Raw genomic sequence first — 16,098 nt, forward strand, 5'->3', positions numbered from 1 at the left:
CCTCTCTATCGCATCGAATCAAATCAAATACCGCAAATAAATGTACGCGCTCGCCATCGCCACCGACAGCAGCATGAGCGGAAAGCCGATCTTCAAATAATGCATGAACGTGATCGGATGGCCTTCCTTGCCGGACATTCCGGCCACGATCAGGTTCGCGCTCGCGCCGATGAGCGAGCCGTTGCCGCCGAGGCAGGCGCCGAGCGCCAAGCTCCACCAGAGCGGCTCCAGATCGGCGATGCCGAGCTGGCCCATCTCCTGGATCATCGGAATCATCGTGGCGACGAACGGGATGTTGTCGAGGAACGCCGAGGCGATCGCGCTGAGCCACAGGATCAGCATCGACGTGAACACCGGATCGCCTCCCGTCAGCTCGATCGCCTGCGCGGCCAGCTCCGCGATGACGCCCGTTTCGACCAAGCCGGAGACGAGGACGAACAAGCCGACGAAGAAGAAAATCGTCGTCCACTCGACTTTCGCGAACGCTTCCTCCATCCCATGCTCGCCCGTCAGAAGCAGCAGCAGGAACGCGCCGGCCAAGGCGACGGTCGCCGACTCCAGATGGACGAGCTGGTGCAGGAAGAAGCCGACGATCGTAAGCCCGAGTACGGACAAGCTTTTGACGAGCAGCTTCCGGTCCTCGATCAGCTCCTTCTCGTCGAGCTTCATGACGTTCGCTTTCAGCTCGTCCGTCGTTCGAATTTTGTTGCGGAACAGCCAGATGAACAGCGGGATGTGCACCGCCATGATCAACGCCGCGATCGGCGCCAAATTGTTGATGAACGCCATGAACGTCAGTTCCTTGACGGCGCTGCCGATCATAATGTTCGGCGGGTCGCCGATGAGCGTGGCGGTTCCCCCGATGTTGCACGCGATAATTTGCGTGATCAGAAACGGCACCGGCGGCACCTGCAGCTGCCGGGTAATGCTGAAGAGGATCGGGACCATCAATAACACCGTCGTCACGTTGTCGAGCAGCGCCGATCCCCCGGCCGTGATCAGCGAGAGCAGCGCCATGATGCGGACCGGGTCGCCCTTCGCCTTCTTGGCGGCGAGCACGGCCAAATATTTGAAGAACCCGGTTTCCGCCGTTATGCCCACGATGATCATCATCCCGACGAGCAGCCCGAGCGTGTTGAAGTCGATATGATGGAGCGCGGACTCCTGATCGACGATGCCGAATACGACGATAATGACCGCCCCGAGCATGGCCACGATCGTCCGATGAATTTTTTCCGCGATAATCATGCCGTACGTGACCAAAAAAATGACGATCGCCCAAATCGCTTGCTGTTCCATAAAGCCTCCCCCGAATGCGTCTCGTTTCCGTTTATTGCCGCATGGGCGACAATGTTAAGAATGCCCCGTTCCCGACCCGCCATTCCCCCCGCGTCTTCGGTCGTGAAGGAGTCGAACCGCACACCCGCTCCCGCCGCGAAAAACGCGAAAAACGGCAAAAAGGAGCCTGCGATGGCAGGCTCCTCCGGGTCGTTCGTATAGGGCATAACGTTAACCAGTTTACCGTGTTTCGGGCATTTTGTAAATAGCGGAGCTACACCGAGTACGTCCCGCCCCCGCTCGTGCGGGCTTTCAAATCTTCGTAAAACGCCGCCTGCGTCGCCATCATGTAAGGGGCGAGCCACAAGTAGCCGAGACCGAACGGAATGGCGGCGAGAATCGCCCAGCCGATGAACGACAAGTACAGGACGAACAAGCGGCCTTTATGGCCGACCATCATTTCCTTGCTCCGGTTCAGCGCCTCCGAAGCCGTCAAGCCCGGATTGTCCTGCATGACGAAATACGCCTGCGAATACCGGAGCGCCGCGATAATGCCAGGCACGATGAGCAGAAGCGACCAGAGCAGCACGAATATGTAGATCAGCAAGTACAGAAGGAACGACGGTCCGTACCGGTTGAACCCGTCGAACAGCGAACCGGCCGTCGGCCGCTCGCTCCGGTGCAGCTTCAGGAAGAACGCGTACAAGCCGAGCGAGATCGGTCCGCCGAGCAGCAGCGTTCCGATCCACCCGATGTACGGAATCGCTCCGACGACGCCGAGGATGATCGAAGCGAGCAAGCTCACCCCCACGCCCTTCCCCCAATTTCCGGACAAGCTCCTTCTTGCGGCTGCGCGCAGCTGACTGCTAGTAGGCATCGACACCTTACCTCCATGTTCGAATTGTCGGCCGCTCCGGCGTTCACAACTTCGTCACAACTCGCGGCACAAGTAAGCATATGAGCGAGCACCGGGAAACTTTCGATCTTTTTCCCATCGGAACAAAAAAAAGACTCCCGGCGTCGAACGTCGTCGACACCGGGAATCCGGTCTGGCGATGGCCTATTGCTTTTTGGACGAGAGCTTCGCCAAGTCTTTCAATACTTTGCGGCTGCGCTCCAAATATTCGACCGACTTCTCGTAGTTGAGGCTGGCGACGCTCAAATACAGGATGTCGATCAGATTGAGCTGCGTAATGCGCGACGTCATCGCGCCGCTGCGGATCTCGTTCTCCGTCGAGGCGGTGAACAGCGGGATGCCCGCCACGCCGCTCAGCGTCGTATGGCCGTACTTCGTGATGCTGATCGTCGTCGCACCCGCCTCGTTCGCGTACAGCAAGCTTTGGATGACCGGCTTCGTCTCGCCCGAATACGAGATGCCGACCGCGACGTCGTCGGCCTGGATCGTGACGGCCGCCGTCAGCTGGACGGTAGGGTCGGTGAAGGTGAACGACGCTTTATTGATGCGCAAAAACTTTTGCTGGGCGTCCTGGGCGATCAAGTTCGACGCGCCGGTGCCGTAGAAAAAAATCCGGTTCGCCCGGCTGAGCGCTTCGACCGCTCGCTGCAGATGGCCGAGGTCCAATATTTTCATCGTATCGCGAATCGACTGCATGTTGTTGTGCGACACGTTCTGCACGATCGTGGCGATCGAGTCGTTCGGGCTGAACTCGCGGTATTCGTACGTTTCCTGCGCCTGCAAATCCCCTACGACTTTCATTTTCAGCTCCGGATACCCTTTGAACCCGAGCGATTTGCACAGCCGGATGATGGCCGCCTGGCTGCCCCCGCTCCGTTCCGCCAAGTCGGCGACGGACATGTGCGCCATGTCCTCCGGATGGTTTAAAATATAGTCCGCTATAATCCGCTCCGAAGGCGTGATATGCTGGAGCATTTCCCGTATGCGAATCAATCCGCCGTTCAACCCGACTCCACCTTTACCGTTTGCCGGCCGTTTTATTCAAACCACTGCAGCCGCTTGTTCAGGCCGCCTCTCGGCACCATGAAGCCTTGCGCGCGCTTGAAGTAGACGGGTGCCCCGCGGACGACCGTCAACGCTTTGTAATAATCGATATACGGGAACCCGTACGTTTCCCCGCGTGCGAACGCGTACACGCTGAGCGCCTTCACCCAAGCCTCGAACGCCTCCTCCGGAATGTCGATGAACACCTCCGGCACGAATTCGTGCATGTCCTCCCAGTTTTCCGAGAAGTACAGCTTGCGCGCGTAATGGTGCGGCAGGTCGCGCTCGATCGTCTTGAGCGCCGCGTAGAAATGGGCGTCCTCGACGATTTTGTGCGTGTTCGCGTGGTCTTTGTGAATGCTGTGTTTCCAGTGCGTAATGATGATGTCCGGCTTCACTTCGCGGATGACGTCCGCGACCTCGTACTTGATCTCGTCGTTGACCGGAATTTCCGCGTCCTTGTATTGCAGGAACCGGACGTCGGCACCGAGAATTTCCGCCGCCTTGTACGCTTCCTCGATTTTTTGCTTCGCGTATTCGTCCGGCGACAGGCGCGGATGGCCTTTCTCTCCCGGCGTCAAATGCAGAAACGTCGCCTTGTGGCCTTCCTGCGTATATTTCGCGATCGTCGCGCCGGCGGTCAGCTCTTGGTCGCCCGCGTGGGCGCTGATGGCGAGAATGTGCATTTTCTTTTGTTCGTCGGACATGGTTCATTTCTCCTTTTCCATTGTAGCTTGTTTGGGGGGCGGGTTTCAAACCCGGTTCGGAAGAACTATTCCTTCAGTCCCGAATTCATCATACCGCGTACGTAATATTTTTGCAGGAAGATGAAGACGAGCAGAATCGGCACGGTGCTGATGACGAGCGCCGCATTGACGAGCGGCTGCGTCATGTTCGAATCGAGATGCGACTTCAGCTGCTGGATGCCGACCGGCAGCGTCGCCAAATCTTTGTTGACGGTGTACATGAGCAAGGACCAGATGAACTCGTTCCAGCTGCCGATAAATTCGAAGATCGCGAGCGTCGCGAGCGCCGGCACCGTCATCGGCAGGATGAGCTGGAAGAAGATGCGCAGCTCCGAGGCGCCGTCGATGCGGGCCGCTTCGATGTACGCGTCGTTGATCGTCATGATGAACTGGCGCATGAGGAAGATGCCGAACGCGCTTACCGTAAACGGCAGGATGAGCGCCAGCGTATACTTCGCCATGCCCCCGTCCCCGCCCTCGCCCATCCAGTCGTTGCCGCCCACGAACGGGAAGTGGACCATGATGTAGAAGTTCGGGATGAGGAACAGAAACGCCGGGAACATCATCGTCGACAGGATGAAGCGGAAGATCGTCTTCTGCCCGCGGAACCGCAGCTTCGTCAAGGCATAGCCCGCGAACGAGCTCGTCAGCAGCACGATGACCGTCGTGACGACCGACTTGACGAGGCTGTTCTTGAACAGGAGGCCGAGCTTCAGCTGCTCGAACGCCGTCGCGTAGTTGCTCGTCTCGAACGTCTCTGGGAACAGCGAGTAGTTCAGCCGGTTGTAATCCGCCGCTCCCTTGAAGGAGGAGAAGAGCATCTCGAGAAACGGAAACACCATCATGATGCTGCCGACGATAATGACCGTGTACGAGAACCATGGAAATTTTTTCGGTTTCATCAGTAGCTTTCCACTCCTCCCCGGCGAAATACGGTCAGCTGGACGATCGTGACGATGAAGACGCAGACGAACAGCACGAACGCCATGGCGCTCGCCGTTCCCCAGTTGCCGTAGGAGAACGCCTGGTTATACATTTCCAGCCCCCCGACGTTCGTCGAGTTGCCTGGTCCGCCGTTCTTCGTCATGACGAGCGACAGCGTGAACGACTGCAGGCCGCCGATGAACGACGTAATGAGGACGAACAGGATGGACGGCTTCAGCAGCGGAAACGTAATTTTCGTAAAAATATCCGACAGCCCCGCGCCCTCGAGCGTCGCCGCCTCGTAATAGTCCTCGGGAATCGCCTTCAGCCCGGCGGTCAGGATAAGCACCGAGCTGCCGATGCCGAGCCAGCCGCCGACGACGATAATCGAGGCGAGCGCGGTCGTCGGGTCGTCGAGAAACTTGATCGACGATACGCCGAGCTTGTTCAGCACCGCGTTGATGAGCCCGTTCGTCGGGTTGTACAAGTACAGCCATACGTTGCCGATCGCCACGACCGTCGTGACCGTCGGCAGGAAGTACAGCGTCCGCCAAAACCCTTCGTACTTGAGCCGGGTAATCATGTACGACACCATCAGCGCGATGAGGAACGAGATGGCGACCGTGCCGAAGGCGAACACGAACGTGTTTTTCAGAATCGGATTGACGAACGTCGAGCCGTCGGCGAACAGCGCCTTGTAATTTTTCAGCCCGACCCAGTCGATCAGCGTCAGGTCGAAGCCGCCCCATTCCGTAAAGCTCAAGTACAGCGAGAACAGAAGCGGAATGAGGAAAAAGACGGCGTAAAACACGACGACCGGCGACAGAAACGCCCAGCCGAGCAGCCCTTGGCCGCGGTTCAGCTTGCTTTTACCGCTCACGGCATTGCCTCCTTAACAAATCCCCGAATGGCGGCGCGGACCGTAAAAAGAAGGTCGGGCCGGAAGGCCGGCCCGTACCCCGCTTACTCTGCGCCCAGCTTCGATTGAATTTCTTTTTGCGCCGCCTGGACGGCCGCTTCCGGCGTCGTTTGCCCGGTCCACGTGCTCTCGATTTGCTTGAACAAAATGTCCTGGATTTCCGTACCGGCCGCCGGGTTCGGCTCCGGCTGCGCGTAGTTGAGCGCGTCCACGAACGTTTTCAACACTTCGTCGCTCGCCAGCTTGTCTTTGATCGGCTTCGCGTCGAGGTCGGACTTGCGCGTCGACAGGGAGTTGAACGCGTCCAGCAGGAAGCTGCCTTCCGGCGTCAAGCCGTCCTTGATCGAGACGGTGTTGAACCATTTCAGGAATTCCCAAGCTTCCTTCTGATGCTTGGACTTGTTGTTGACGCCCCACATCCACGTATAGGCGACCGAGCCCTTCTTCGTGCCGTCCGGGGACGGCAGCGGAGCGGCGCCGATGTTTTTGTACGCGTCCTTCATCGTGCCTTGCAGGGAGCCGGCCCACCAGCCCGCTTGGATCGTCATCGCCGTCTGTTCGGCGCCGAACGTCTTGCTTACGCTGAACGAAACGTCGGCGATGCCGTCCTTGTAAAACTTCGCGGCGTATTCCATCGTCTTCTTGCCGGCGTCGGAGTCGAGCTGCGCCTTCTTCAGGTCGTCGCTGATCAGCTGGCCGCCCGCCGTCGCCATGAGCGCCATGAACGGCTGGTCGACGATCGACGCGTAGCCGCGCGCGAAGCCGAACCCTTGCTGGACGATTTTGCCGGAGGCGTCCTTCTTCGTAATCGCTTTCGCCATATTGTACATTTCGTCCCACGTTTTGGGCGGGTTATCGAAGCCGGCGTCCTTCAACATCTTTTTGTTGTAGAACAGCGCGTAGGCGTTCACCTCGGTCGGGAAGCCGTACACTTTGCCGCCGATCGAGGCGCCCTTCACCGACGCTTCGGGGTAATTTTTCTTCACGTCGTCGAGGACGTCCGCCGGCGGCTCCGCGAGCACCTTGCTCTTCGTCAGCTGGCCGCCCCAGAGCGAGTAGACGTGCATGATGTCGGCGACTTGGCCGGCCGTCTGCTTCGCCTGGATCGTCTTCAGCAGCTCGCCGAAGTCGACCGGCTCGAGCTTCACTTGAATGTCCGGATGGTCTTTGTTCCACATGTCGACGTACGGCTTCAGCTTCTCTTCCTGCGGACCGGCGTAGTGGGACAGCAGCGTCAGCGTCACCGGCTCCTTCGCCTTGTCGCCGCCGCTTCCCGCCGCGTCGTCCTTGCTCGAGCCGCAGGCGGCCAAGCTGACGGCCAGCGCCGACGTGACGGCGAGGCTTACTGCGCGTGTAGCCAATTTCTTCATGAATGAGACCTCCCTGAGAAAATGGTTATATTTATGGAGCTTGCCGCGGCCGTCGAGACCGTCAGAAGCTCTTCTTGCACACGTGGAAACGGCGCGTAATCTCGAAGCCGAGCTTCTTATACAAATGTCCCGCCGTCGTCGTCTCGCCGGTCCATAGAAACCAGGCGCCGTGCAGTCCTTGCGCCCGCATGTTGGCGAGACAGTCGTGCAGCAAAATTTTGCCGAGCCCTTTGCCCTGCTGGGACGGATCGACGCCGAACGGACCGAACCGCTCGCGGATCCCTTCGTAGCCGCCGTGCATGCAGAAGCCGACGAGACGGCCGTTCTCGCGGGCGATATGGATCGCCGTCAGCGGCAGTCCGCGCAGCACCCCTTCGCGCATGGCGCGTCCCCAGTCGGGGTTGAAGACGTCGGTGGCGAACCGGATGACGTCGACCAGATCGCGGTCCTGCGCCAGCTCGAACGTGTAGCCTTCCTGGAGGCGCCGCTGCTTCAGCTCCTTCACGTCCTGCGGGTACGAGTAGGCGACGAGCGAGTAGTCCATCGCCACCGGCGAGTACAGCTTCGCGAACCCTTGCTTTTGCAAAAACGCGTAGCCGTCCGGATAGCTGCTCTCGTCAACGCCCGGAACGAAATAGTTCGGCGCGTACGAGGAGAAAAATACGTGCTTGCGCCCGTGCTTGGCGAGAAACGCGAACGCCTCCTCCATGAGCCGGGTGCCGACGCCTTGCCGGCGTACGTCCGGCGCGACGAAGAAAAACGTCACCCAGCCGTTGTCCGGCTCGAGGTCGGTGCCGTGCATCGGCAGCACCCGGCGCAGGCTGTATACCGCGCCGACGAGCCGCTCGCCTTCGAAGGCGAGACGAAGCCCTTCCGGATCGAAGTTCGCGTCGAGCAGCACCATATTGCGGAACCGCAGCGGCGTAATCGGATCGTGGTGCAGGCATTCGTTCCAGAGCGCGACGATCGCCGCCTCGTCCCCCGATTCGTAATGCCGGTATTGAATCGTCGTCATGATCGTGTCCATCCCCTTCGCCTTATTCGTACAGCAAGTACGCTTCGCGCGTCTTCGCCCATTCCGCCGCCTCGCGGTCCCAGTCGTCCGCGATCCGTTCGGCCGCCCCCGGCTCGTGGAGCGTCAGCCGGACGCGATCGCCGCCGGAGAGCAGATCGATGAACGTCTTGCCTCCTTCTTTGTAAGGCGGCAGCCATTGGAACTGATCCGGATGCATCTTCTGGATCTGCTCCAGCATATAAAGTCCGGTTCGTACGGCCCGGTACGCTTGCGGATCGGTCACGTACACCTGAATGCCGGAGCACAGCTCCCCTTTCTGCTTCGAGAACATCGGCGTGAAGTAAACCGGGTGGAACACGACGCCCGGCAGCCCTCGCCGGTTCAGCGCGTCGGCCGTCGCCTTTCCGTCGAGCCACGGAGCGCCGATCATCTCGAACGGCTTCGTCGTTCCCCGTCCTTCGGACAAGTTCGTCCCTTCGAACAGGCACGTGCCGGAGTAGACGCGAACCGTATCCATCGTCGGCATGTTCGGCGACGGCATCATCCACGGCAAGCCCGTCTCGGGATATTCCATCCGGCGGCTCCAGCCCTCCAGCGGGACGACCTGCAGCCGGCATTTCGGCTCCGACTGGTCGTTGACGAGCCGCGCGAACTCTCCGATCGTCATCCCGGTGCGGAACGGCACCTGCCAGACGCCGACCATCGACTGGTAGCCGTCGCGCAGCAGCCCGCCCTCGACGGCGACGCCGCCGAGCGGATTCGGCCGATCGAGGACGATCAGCTCCTTGCCCGCCTTCGCGCACGCCTGCATTGTGTAGACGAGCGTCGTCAAGTACGTGTAGAACCGGACGCCCAAGTCCTGAATGTCGAACACGACCGCGTCCACCGCCTCGAGCATATCCGCCGTCGGCGCTCGATGCTTGCCGTACAGGCTGAAGACGGGAATGCCGAGCGCGGGATCCGTCTCGTCCTCGAACAGCAGTCCCGCCTGCCGCTCCCCGCGGATGCCGTGCTCGCAAGCGAACAAGGCGGTCAGCTTCGCGGAGCCGAGCTCCGCGCAGACGTCGATCGTGGACCGGAAATCCCGCGTCATGCCCGTCGGGTTCGTCAACAGCCCGAACCGCTTCCCTTCCAAGTATGAGGCGGCCGAAGCGGCCAACCGGTCCGCGCCGCTCAGGACGGCCCCGCCAACCTTTGCATGTGCCAATCGATGTTCCCCCGTTTCCGTTTTTGGCATCGCTTACAATAGGCGATCATAAAACATTAATTCATTTTCTACAAGCACCATTAAAACTTTATTTTAGCCACAGCCCCATTATAACAGCTTGAAACAATATTTCAACAAAAATGTTTTGTCATAAAAAAATATTTTACAGATGCACTCGTTTTCGTTTATAGTAAGGAAAAATACCCGTTCCGGGACTACCCATCGGAGGGATTCATGATGAAGCTATACTTGGACCGGCTTACGACCGAGCAGCGCAACGAACGGACGCGCGACATCGACCAGGCGTCCACCGTCGGCATGCTCGAAATGATGAACGACGAAGACCAATTGATCGCGGCCGCCGTCCGGCAGGCCATACCCGATATCGGCCGGGCGGTGGATACGATCGTCGACCGTTTCCGCCGCGGCGGCAAGCTGTTTTATTTCGGCGCGGGGACGAGCGGGCGGCTCGGCGTGCTCGACGCCTCCGAATGCCCGCCGACGTTCGGCACCGATCCGGAGCTGGTGCAGGGCGTCATCGCCGGAGGCGATACGGCGATCCGCACGGCGATCGAGGGCGCCGAGGATAACGAGGCGCTCGGCGCCGAGGACGTCGCCCGATGCGGCGTCGGCGCGGACGACGTTCTCGTCGGCATCGCAGCGAGCGGCCGGACGCCGTACGTCATCGGCGCGATGAAGCGGGCCCGGGAGGCGGGCGCGGCCGTCGTCTGCGTGTGCAACAACGCGAATTCGGCGATGCGCGAGCATGCGGACGTCGCGATCGAGGTCGTCGTCGGGCCGGAGGTCGTGCTCGGCTCGACGCGGCTCAAAGCCGGCACCGCGCAGAAGATGGTGCTGAACATGCTGACGACCGCCTCCTTCATCCAGATGGGCAAAGTGTACGGCAACCTGATGGTCGACCTGCGGGCGACGAACGTGAAGCTCGTCAACCGCGCGAAGCAGATGATCCGCATGGCGACGGGCGCCCCGGACGAGGCGGTAGAGCGAGCGTTCAAGGCGACCGGAGGCGACGTGAAGACGGCGGTCGTCATGATCGCGACGAATTCGCCGATCGAGCGGGCGGCGAAGCTGCTCGAGCAGGCGGGCGGCTTCGTCCGCGAGGCGATCCGGCTCGGCGCGCCGGAGAAGCCGACGGATCGGCGCATCTCCGGCGATACGCCGTAAGCCGGCGGTCATAAGCAAAAGAGGGTGTCCCAAAAGTAACTATTTGGGCCAGTCTACGTAGCAAACAAAGTAAATCGTTTAAAAAACAAGGAGCTAAGCGGCCTGTTTTCGCTTAGCTCCTTGTTTTTTAGCGTCCACGGCTGCTTTCTTGAGCAGATTGTGAGCAAGGGAAAGCCACCCGACCTCCAGACTTACTTTCGGTAAGCCTCGAAGCAGGAACCTTTTAAATCCACGGTTGTTCTTCATACAGCCAAACACAGGCTCCGGCTCGATCATGCGCCTCACGGCTAGGGCATATCCTTCTTCGCTGCGGAGCTTTTGCCTTGCTTGGTTTTTTAGCCGCAAATATTTCATGCTGACTTTGATCTCGCTGTCACCTTGGGCTTTCGTACACTGCGGCTTCAGTGGACAGTCCTCACAACCGGTACTTCGGTAATGTCGGTATTCGTTTTCGTACCCGCTTTCCGTTTTCTCCTTGCTCACTCAGTGGAAATGAAGCGTTTGTCCCGCTGCGCATGTCCACGTATCCGGTTCGCTGTTATAGGTCCAGTTGTCGATTTTGCTTATATCCTTTTGCCAAGCTTTACTCTTTTCGCGGTGATAGGTGCTGTATTTGACAATGGCTTCGACTTCGTTCTGCTCCAAGTAGTCATAGTTCTCTTCGCCGCCATAGCCGGCATCAGCGATAACGGTGCTTGGCAGCCTCCCTAACTGCGATTTTACTTTTTCGAGATGAGGGATGAGGCAGCGCGTATCGGTCGGCCGCTGGTGCAAACTATAGCCGACAATGAATTGATTTTCGGTGCCAATCTGCACATTGTATCCCGGCTTGAGCTGACCGTTGCGCATGTGATCTTCTTTCATTCGCATAAAGGTAGCGTCATGGTCCGTTTTGCTGTAGCTGTTGCGTGTACCGAGAATGGCTTCTTGAGTCTCGTACTTCTGGAGGCGAGGGAGCAAGTCCTTACGGAGCATGCGCATCGCCTTCTTTAGCGGTTTGTCTTTCGGCTTCTCCTGCAGGCGCTCCTCCAATTGCTTGACGGCATGCTCCAGCTTTTCGCTGGTGATGGCAGAGGATTCGCCCAGCTCGCTCAGATCCCGGCCCCTGTGCGTTCCGTCTTCTTCCTTTTCGGCTTCCTTAATGGCGGCGAACAAATTCTGCACTTTCTCCTGGAGCTTGGCCTTCTGCTTCACGACAGCCTTCCCCCAAACAAACGTATACCGGTTGGCATTGGCTTCGATCTTGGTGCCATCTACAAAGTAGTGTTCCAGTTGCACGTAGTTCTCCTCAGCCAGGAATTGAAGTACGGCGGTGAACACCGTCTCCAGTACGGTTTTCATTCGCTCCGAACGAAAACGGTTGATGGTACGAAAGTCCGGTCTTTGTCTGCCTGCGATCCACATGAACATGATGTTTTCCCGTACGGCCTTGGCGATCTGGCGAGAGGAGTAAATGCGCTGGGTGTAGGCGTAGATGATCACCTTGGTGAGCATTTTCGGATGATAACTGTCTCGTCCGCCTCCGGGGTAAGCGGCGTCGAAGATCGCATCGTCGAGGCGATTGACAGCGGCGTTGACGACACGAACGAGGTGATTTTGAGGAATGTCCTCTTCCAAATCCATTGGCAACCAAAGTTGATCCATGCTATATTGAATGTACAAAGAAACCGTCTCCTTTTCTAATGGTTGGTCGCACTTCCATTTTACCAAGGAACGGTTTCTTTTTGTTGCACAAAATGAAGCGAGGGTGCCCCTCAGCCATTTTCATGGCTTTTGGGACACCCTCTTTTGGGCGTGTTGTCGGGCGGCGTTCAGCCGTTCGGCGATCCGATTTTTGGCCCGGTGTGGTACAATATAGAATAATGCGAAAGATGAAACGAGGCGATCCATGTTGGCGGTGCGTCGGTTAAAACCTAAAAACGATTTTATTTTTCAACGCTTGTTCGGCGAACAAGAAACAAAGGACAGTTTGATCTCTTTACTTAACGCCATACTTCGGCTGGATGACGATAAGCGGATCACCGATTTGACGGTAATTGAGAACAAACAGCTAAGCAAACAACTGATCGACGACAAGACGGGGCGGCTTGATGTCCGAGCCGAAACGCACGACCGCATGCAGATCGACATCGAAGTCCAACTAACGGATCAGCGCAATATGGCGCGACGTACGTTGTTTTATTTGGCCAAAATGTACGTCGATTCCATAAAGGCGGGCCAAAAATATGAAGACTTGAAGAAGACTGTCGCGATCAACATACTGGACTTCAACCTGCTCGATATTCGGCGGTACCACAGCACCTTTCATTTCTATGAAGATCATGAAGCCGATTATATGTTGACCGATGCTTTGGAATGCCATTTTATCGAGTACCCCAAGTTCCGGGAAGTACCGAAAAATTTCGACGATCCGCTGCACCGCTGGTTGTTGTTTTTAGACGAGAAGCTTCCGCAAACCGATCTGGAGGAGCTGATGAAGATGGATCCGGTCATTAAAAAGACGGAAGAACGGCTGGAATGGCTGAGCGCCGACGAAGAAACAGTGAGATTATACGAAGCCCGGGAGCATTCACGCATCGAACGTAACAGCCTCATCGCCGATGCGGAAGCGAAAGGCTACGAGAAAGGGATCGAGAAAGGGATCGAGAAAGGCATCGAGAAAAACAAGGAAGAGATAGCAAGGAACATGCTGCATAAAGGGATGGACGCGGTGCTTGTAGCCGAGCTTACCGGTCTGTCGCTTGCGGAAGTCGAGCGGCTGAAGAAGTGAGCCGAAGACCGCGAAAAACGGGGATCTCTCCGGCACACCGAGGCATGGCACACAAACCGCTTCAATAGGATTTCATCCAACTAGAGAGAACGCAAGGCGGAGACGAATGAAGCGTACATTGGATCGTTTCCAATGAAGCTTTCATCTTAGGGCCGATCCCGGCTAATCGGTTGGATTAAATCCAACGGATCATCCCGACGGCCGCGTTAAAGTATGCCTGCACCTGCCCGCACAACGCACGGCTCCGAGCTCAGTAGGCTTCGCCTGTCGGCGATCGGCCGACAACACCCCAACCGCCCGCCCCTGCCGCAGATCGACGCCGATCCGCAAGGGCGGGCGGACGCCGTTCCGCTACAGCCGCTACGCCCGCTCCGGCCGCAGCCGGTAGCTCCGCCCCGCTCCCGCGTCGAAGCGGAGCGGCCCGTCGCCGCGGGCGAGCGGCGGCCCGTCGACCGCTCCCGCCGGCGTCTCCGCCGTCACGGCGAGCGGGACGTCGGCCCGCACGACGCAGGCGCCTCCGGCGGCCGAGCGGACGACGGCTTCGGTCAGGACGCCATCGCGCCACGCGATGTCGACCTCGAAGCCGCCGCGCGCCCGCAGCCCCCGGACGCGGCCTCCCGGCCACGCCTTCGGCAGCGCCGGCAGCAGCCGCAGCTCCCCGCCGTGCGACTGGAGCAGCATCTCCGCGACGGCCGCCGCCCCGCCGAAGTTCGCGTCGATCTGGAACGGCGGATGGTCGCCGAACAAGTTCGGGTGAACCGCCTTCGCCAGCAGCGCATGCAAATTGTCGTACGCCTGCTCGCCGTCCTCGAGCCGCGCCCAGAAGTTGATAATCCACGCCCGGCTCCAGCCGGTGTGGCCGCCGCCGTGACGCAGGCGCCGCTCCAGCGTCACGCGCGCCGCCTGCGCGAGCTCCGGCGTGCCGCGCAGCGTAATTTGCTCGCCCGGATGAAGGGCGAACAAATGGGAGATGTGCCGATGGCCGGGCTCCGGCTCCTCGTAATCGACCGACCATTCCATCAGCTGGCCGTGCTTCCCGATTTCCGGCTGCGGCAGCCGTCGGATCGCCTCCTCCAGCTTCGCCCGGAATTCGTCGTCGACCGCAAGCCGGCGCGACGCCTCGATGCAGCCGTCGAACAAGGCGAACACGATTTGCGCGTCCATCGACGGGCCGACGCACAGGCAGCCGACGTTGCCGTTCGGCAGCCTATAGCGGTTTTCCGGCGACAGCGACGGCGCCGTCACGAGCCGGCCGCGATCGTCCTCGACGAGGAAATCGAGGAAAAACTCCGCCGCTTCCTTCAGGATCGGATAAGCCCGCTCGGCCAGGAACGTCTCCGACCGGCCGAACCGGTAATGGTCCCACGCGTGCAAAGCGAGCCACGCCCCTCCGGTCGGCCAGAAGACGGCGGGGATGTAGTTGCCCTGGATGGCCGTGTCCGCCCACAAATCGGTCGCGTGATGGGCGACGAAGCCCCGCGCCCCGTATACCGTCCTCGCCGTCCGCCGCCCGTTCTCGCGGAGCCGGTCGAGCAGGTCGAACACCGGCTCGTGGCATTCGGCCAAATTGGCGACCTCCGCCGGCCAATAATTCATCTGCAGGTTGATGTTGATATGATAGTCCGACTCCCACGGCGGCGTAAAGCTATCGCACCAGATGCCCTGCAGGTTGGCCGGAAGCGTGCCCGGACGGGAGCTGGCGAGCAGCAAATATCGCCCGTACTGAAAAAACAACGCCTCGAGACCGGCGTCCCGCCCGCCGTCCCGCACCCGCGCGAGCCGCTCGTCCGTCGGCAGCGCCGCCATCGCGACGGCGTCCGCGGCGTCCGCCGCATCCAGCTCGAGCGACACCCGGTCGAACAAGGCGCGATGCGCCGCGACGTGACGCTCGCGAAGAGAAGCATAGCCGAGCCGGGCGGCCGCTTCCGCCTGCGCGACGGAGACGGCGCGCGGATCGTCGTGGCGGAACGACGTCTGGCTCGCGACGATGAACGTCACCGCATCCGCGCCTTCGACGCACAAATAGTTGCCGACGATGCTCACGCTTCCGCCGTCGGCCACCGCCTTCAGCGCGGCGGCGTACGTCACCCCGTCCGCCCCGCATCGTCCGCTCATGACGATCGTATCCGGCCCGGCCGGCCCGACGTCACCTTCGAACGGCCGTCGGCTCAAGCTGGCGATGACCGTCACGCCGCCGGCCGCCTCCGCGGTCAGCCGGACGACGAGCGCCTGATCCTCCGCGCTCGCAAACGTTTCGCGGCGATGCTTCGTCCCCCCCGACGCGAACTCGACGGACGCGATTGCCGTCGCCAAATCAAGCTCGCGCGAATAATCGGAGACGTCCTGCGCCACGCCCTCGAACTGCAGCTTCAAATCGCCGAGCGTCTGATACGGCCCGAAATGCTGCGGCACCGACGTCATCGCCGTTCGCGCGAGCCGCTCCGCCTCCTGCGGCTTCCCTTCGAACAGCAGCCGGCGAATGTCCCCGAGATGGCGGAGCGCCTCCGGATTGTCCCGCTCGCGCGGTCCCCCGTACCATACGGAATCCTCGTTCAATTGAATGCGTTCCTCGGCCGTGCCGCCGAACACCATGCCGCCAAGCCGGCCGTTGCCGACCGGCAGCGCCTGCACCCACGCTTGAGCGGGCCGTTTGTACCGCAGCTTCGTCTCGTTCATCTTTCTTCTCCTCCTCGCATCGTTGAGGTTACCGGTAACCTCAATGTA

Annotated in this window: 12 protein-coding genes and 1 pseudogene; 2 read left to right on the top strand and 11 right to left on the bottom strand. The window is 59.8% G+C overall.

The features are described 5' to 3' along the window. Window positions 1-18 precede the first annotated feature (18 nt). The 9 genes from DLM86_RS15070 to DLM86_RS15110 form a co-directional block, all read right to left on the bottom strand. The gene (locus tag DLM86_RS15070) at window positions 19-1,299 is read right to left on the bottom strand and encodes an ArsB/NhaD family transporter (protein ID WP_110840860.1); all 1,281 of its coding nucleotides are present in this window, start codon (window positions 1,297-1,299) and stop codon (window positions 19-21) included. Between the two features lie 253 nt (window positions 1,300-1,552). Next, window positions 1,553-2,155, bottom strand: a complete 603-nt coding sequence (locus DLM86_RS15075) for a DUF975 family protein (RefSeq protein ID WP_110840861.1) — start codon at window positions 2,153-2,155, stop codon at window positions 1,553-1,555. A 183-nt stretch (window positions 2,156-2,338) separates the two neighbouring features. After that, a complete protein-coding gene (locus tag DLM86_RS15080) occupies window positions 2,339-3,199 on the bottom strand; it encodes a MurR/RpiR family transcriptional regulator (RefSeq protein ID WP_110840862.1) in 861 nt (286 codons plus the stop codon). Between the two features lie 32 nt (window positions 3,200-3,231). After that, a complete protein-coding gene (locus DLM86_RS15085; protein ID WP_110840863.1) occupies window positions 3,232-3,945 on the bottom strand; it encodes a PIG-L deacetylase family protein in 714 nt (237 codons plus the stop codon). 65 nt (window positions 3,946-4,010) lie between these two features. Then, window positions 4,011-4,886, bottom strand: coding sequence for a carbohydrate ABC transporter permease (locus DLM86_RS15090; RefSeq protein ID WP_110840864.1), 876 nt, complete (start codon window positions 4,884-4,886; stop codon window positions 4,011-4,013). Further along, window positions 4,886-5,788, bottom strand: a complete 903-nt coding sequence (locus DLM86_RS15095; protein ID WP_110840865.1) for a carbohydrate ABC transporter permease — start codon at window positions 5,786-5,788, stop codon at window positions 4,886-4,888. Before DLM86_RS15095 ends, DLM86_RS15090 begins: the two co-directional genes overlap by 1 nt. An 83-nt stretch (window positions 5,789-5,871) precedes the next feature. Continuing rightward, a complete protein-coding gene (locus DLM86_RS15100) occupies window positions 5,872-7,197 on the bottom strand; it encodes an ABC transporter substrate-binding protein (protein WP_110840866.1) in 1,326 nt (441 codons plus the stop codon). 61 nt (window positions 7,198-7,258) lie between these two features. Beyond that, entirely contained in the window at window positions 7,259-8,212 is a 954-nt protein-coding gene (locus DLM86_RS15105) for a GNAT family N-acetyltransferase (protein ID WP_110841056.1), read from the bottom strand. Between the two features lie 22 nt (window positions 8,213-8,234). Next, the gene (locus DLM86_RS15110; RefSeq protein WP_245954605.1) at window positions 8,235-9,419 is read right to left on the bottom strand and encodes an exo-beta-N-acetylmuramidase NamZ family protein; all 1,185 of its coding nucleotides are present in this window, start codon (window positions 9,417-9,419) and stop codon (window positions 8,235-8,237) included. Window positions 9,420-9,656: 237 nt separating this feature from the next. Between DLM86_RS15110 and murQ the strand changes: the two genes are divergently transcribed. After that, window positions 9,657-10,604, top strand: a complete 948-nt coding sequence (gene murQ / locus DLM86_RS15115; protein WP_110840868.1) for an N-acetylmuramic acid 6-phosphate etherase — start codon at window positions 9,657-9,659, stop codon at window positions 10,602-10,604. A 93-nt stretch (window positions 10,605-10,697) separates the two neighbouring features. On the opposite strand, the pseudogene DLM86_RS15120 reads toward murQ, so the two are convergent. Next, window positions 10,698-12,266, bottom strand: a pseudogene (locus DLM86_RS15120) (IS1182 family transposase). Window positions 12,267-12,492: 226 nt separating this feature from the next. Between DLM86_RS15120 and DLM86_RS15125 the strand changes: the two are divergent. Beyond that, window positions 12,493-13,374 carry an Rpn family recombination-promoting nuclease/putative transposase gene (locus DLM86_RS15125; protein WP_110840869.1) on the top strand — a complete coding sequence of 294 codons (882 nt, stop codon included), beginning with the start codon at window positions 12,493-12,495 and terminating at the stop codon, window positions 13,372-13,374. A gap of 360 nt (window positions 13,375-13,734) precedes the next feature. Here DLM86_RS15125 and DLM86_RS15130 read toward each other — a convergent pair whose 3' ends face one another. Then, on the bottom strand, window positions 13,735-16,050 hold the full coding sequence (locus DLM86_RS15130; protein WP_110840870.1) for a glycoside hydrolase family 95 protein: 2,316 nt from the start codon (window positions 16,048-16,050) through the stop codon (window positions 13,735-13,737). Window positions 16,051-16,098 lie beyond the last annotated feature (48 nt).

The organism is Paenibacillus flagellatus (assembly GCF_003217775.1).
Taxonomy (GTDB): domain Bacteria; phylum Bacillota; class Bacilli; order Paenibacillales; family NBRC-103111; genus Paenibacillus_AB; species Paenibacillus_AB flagellatus.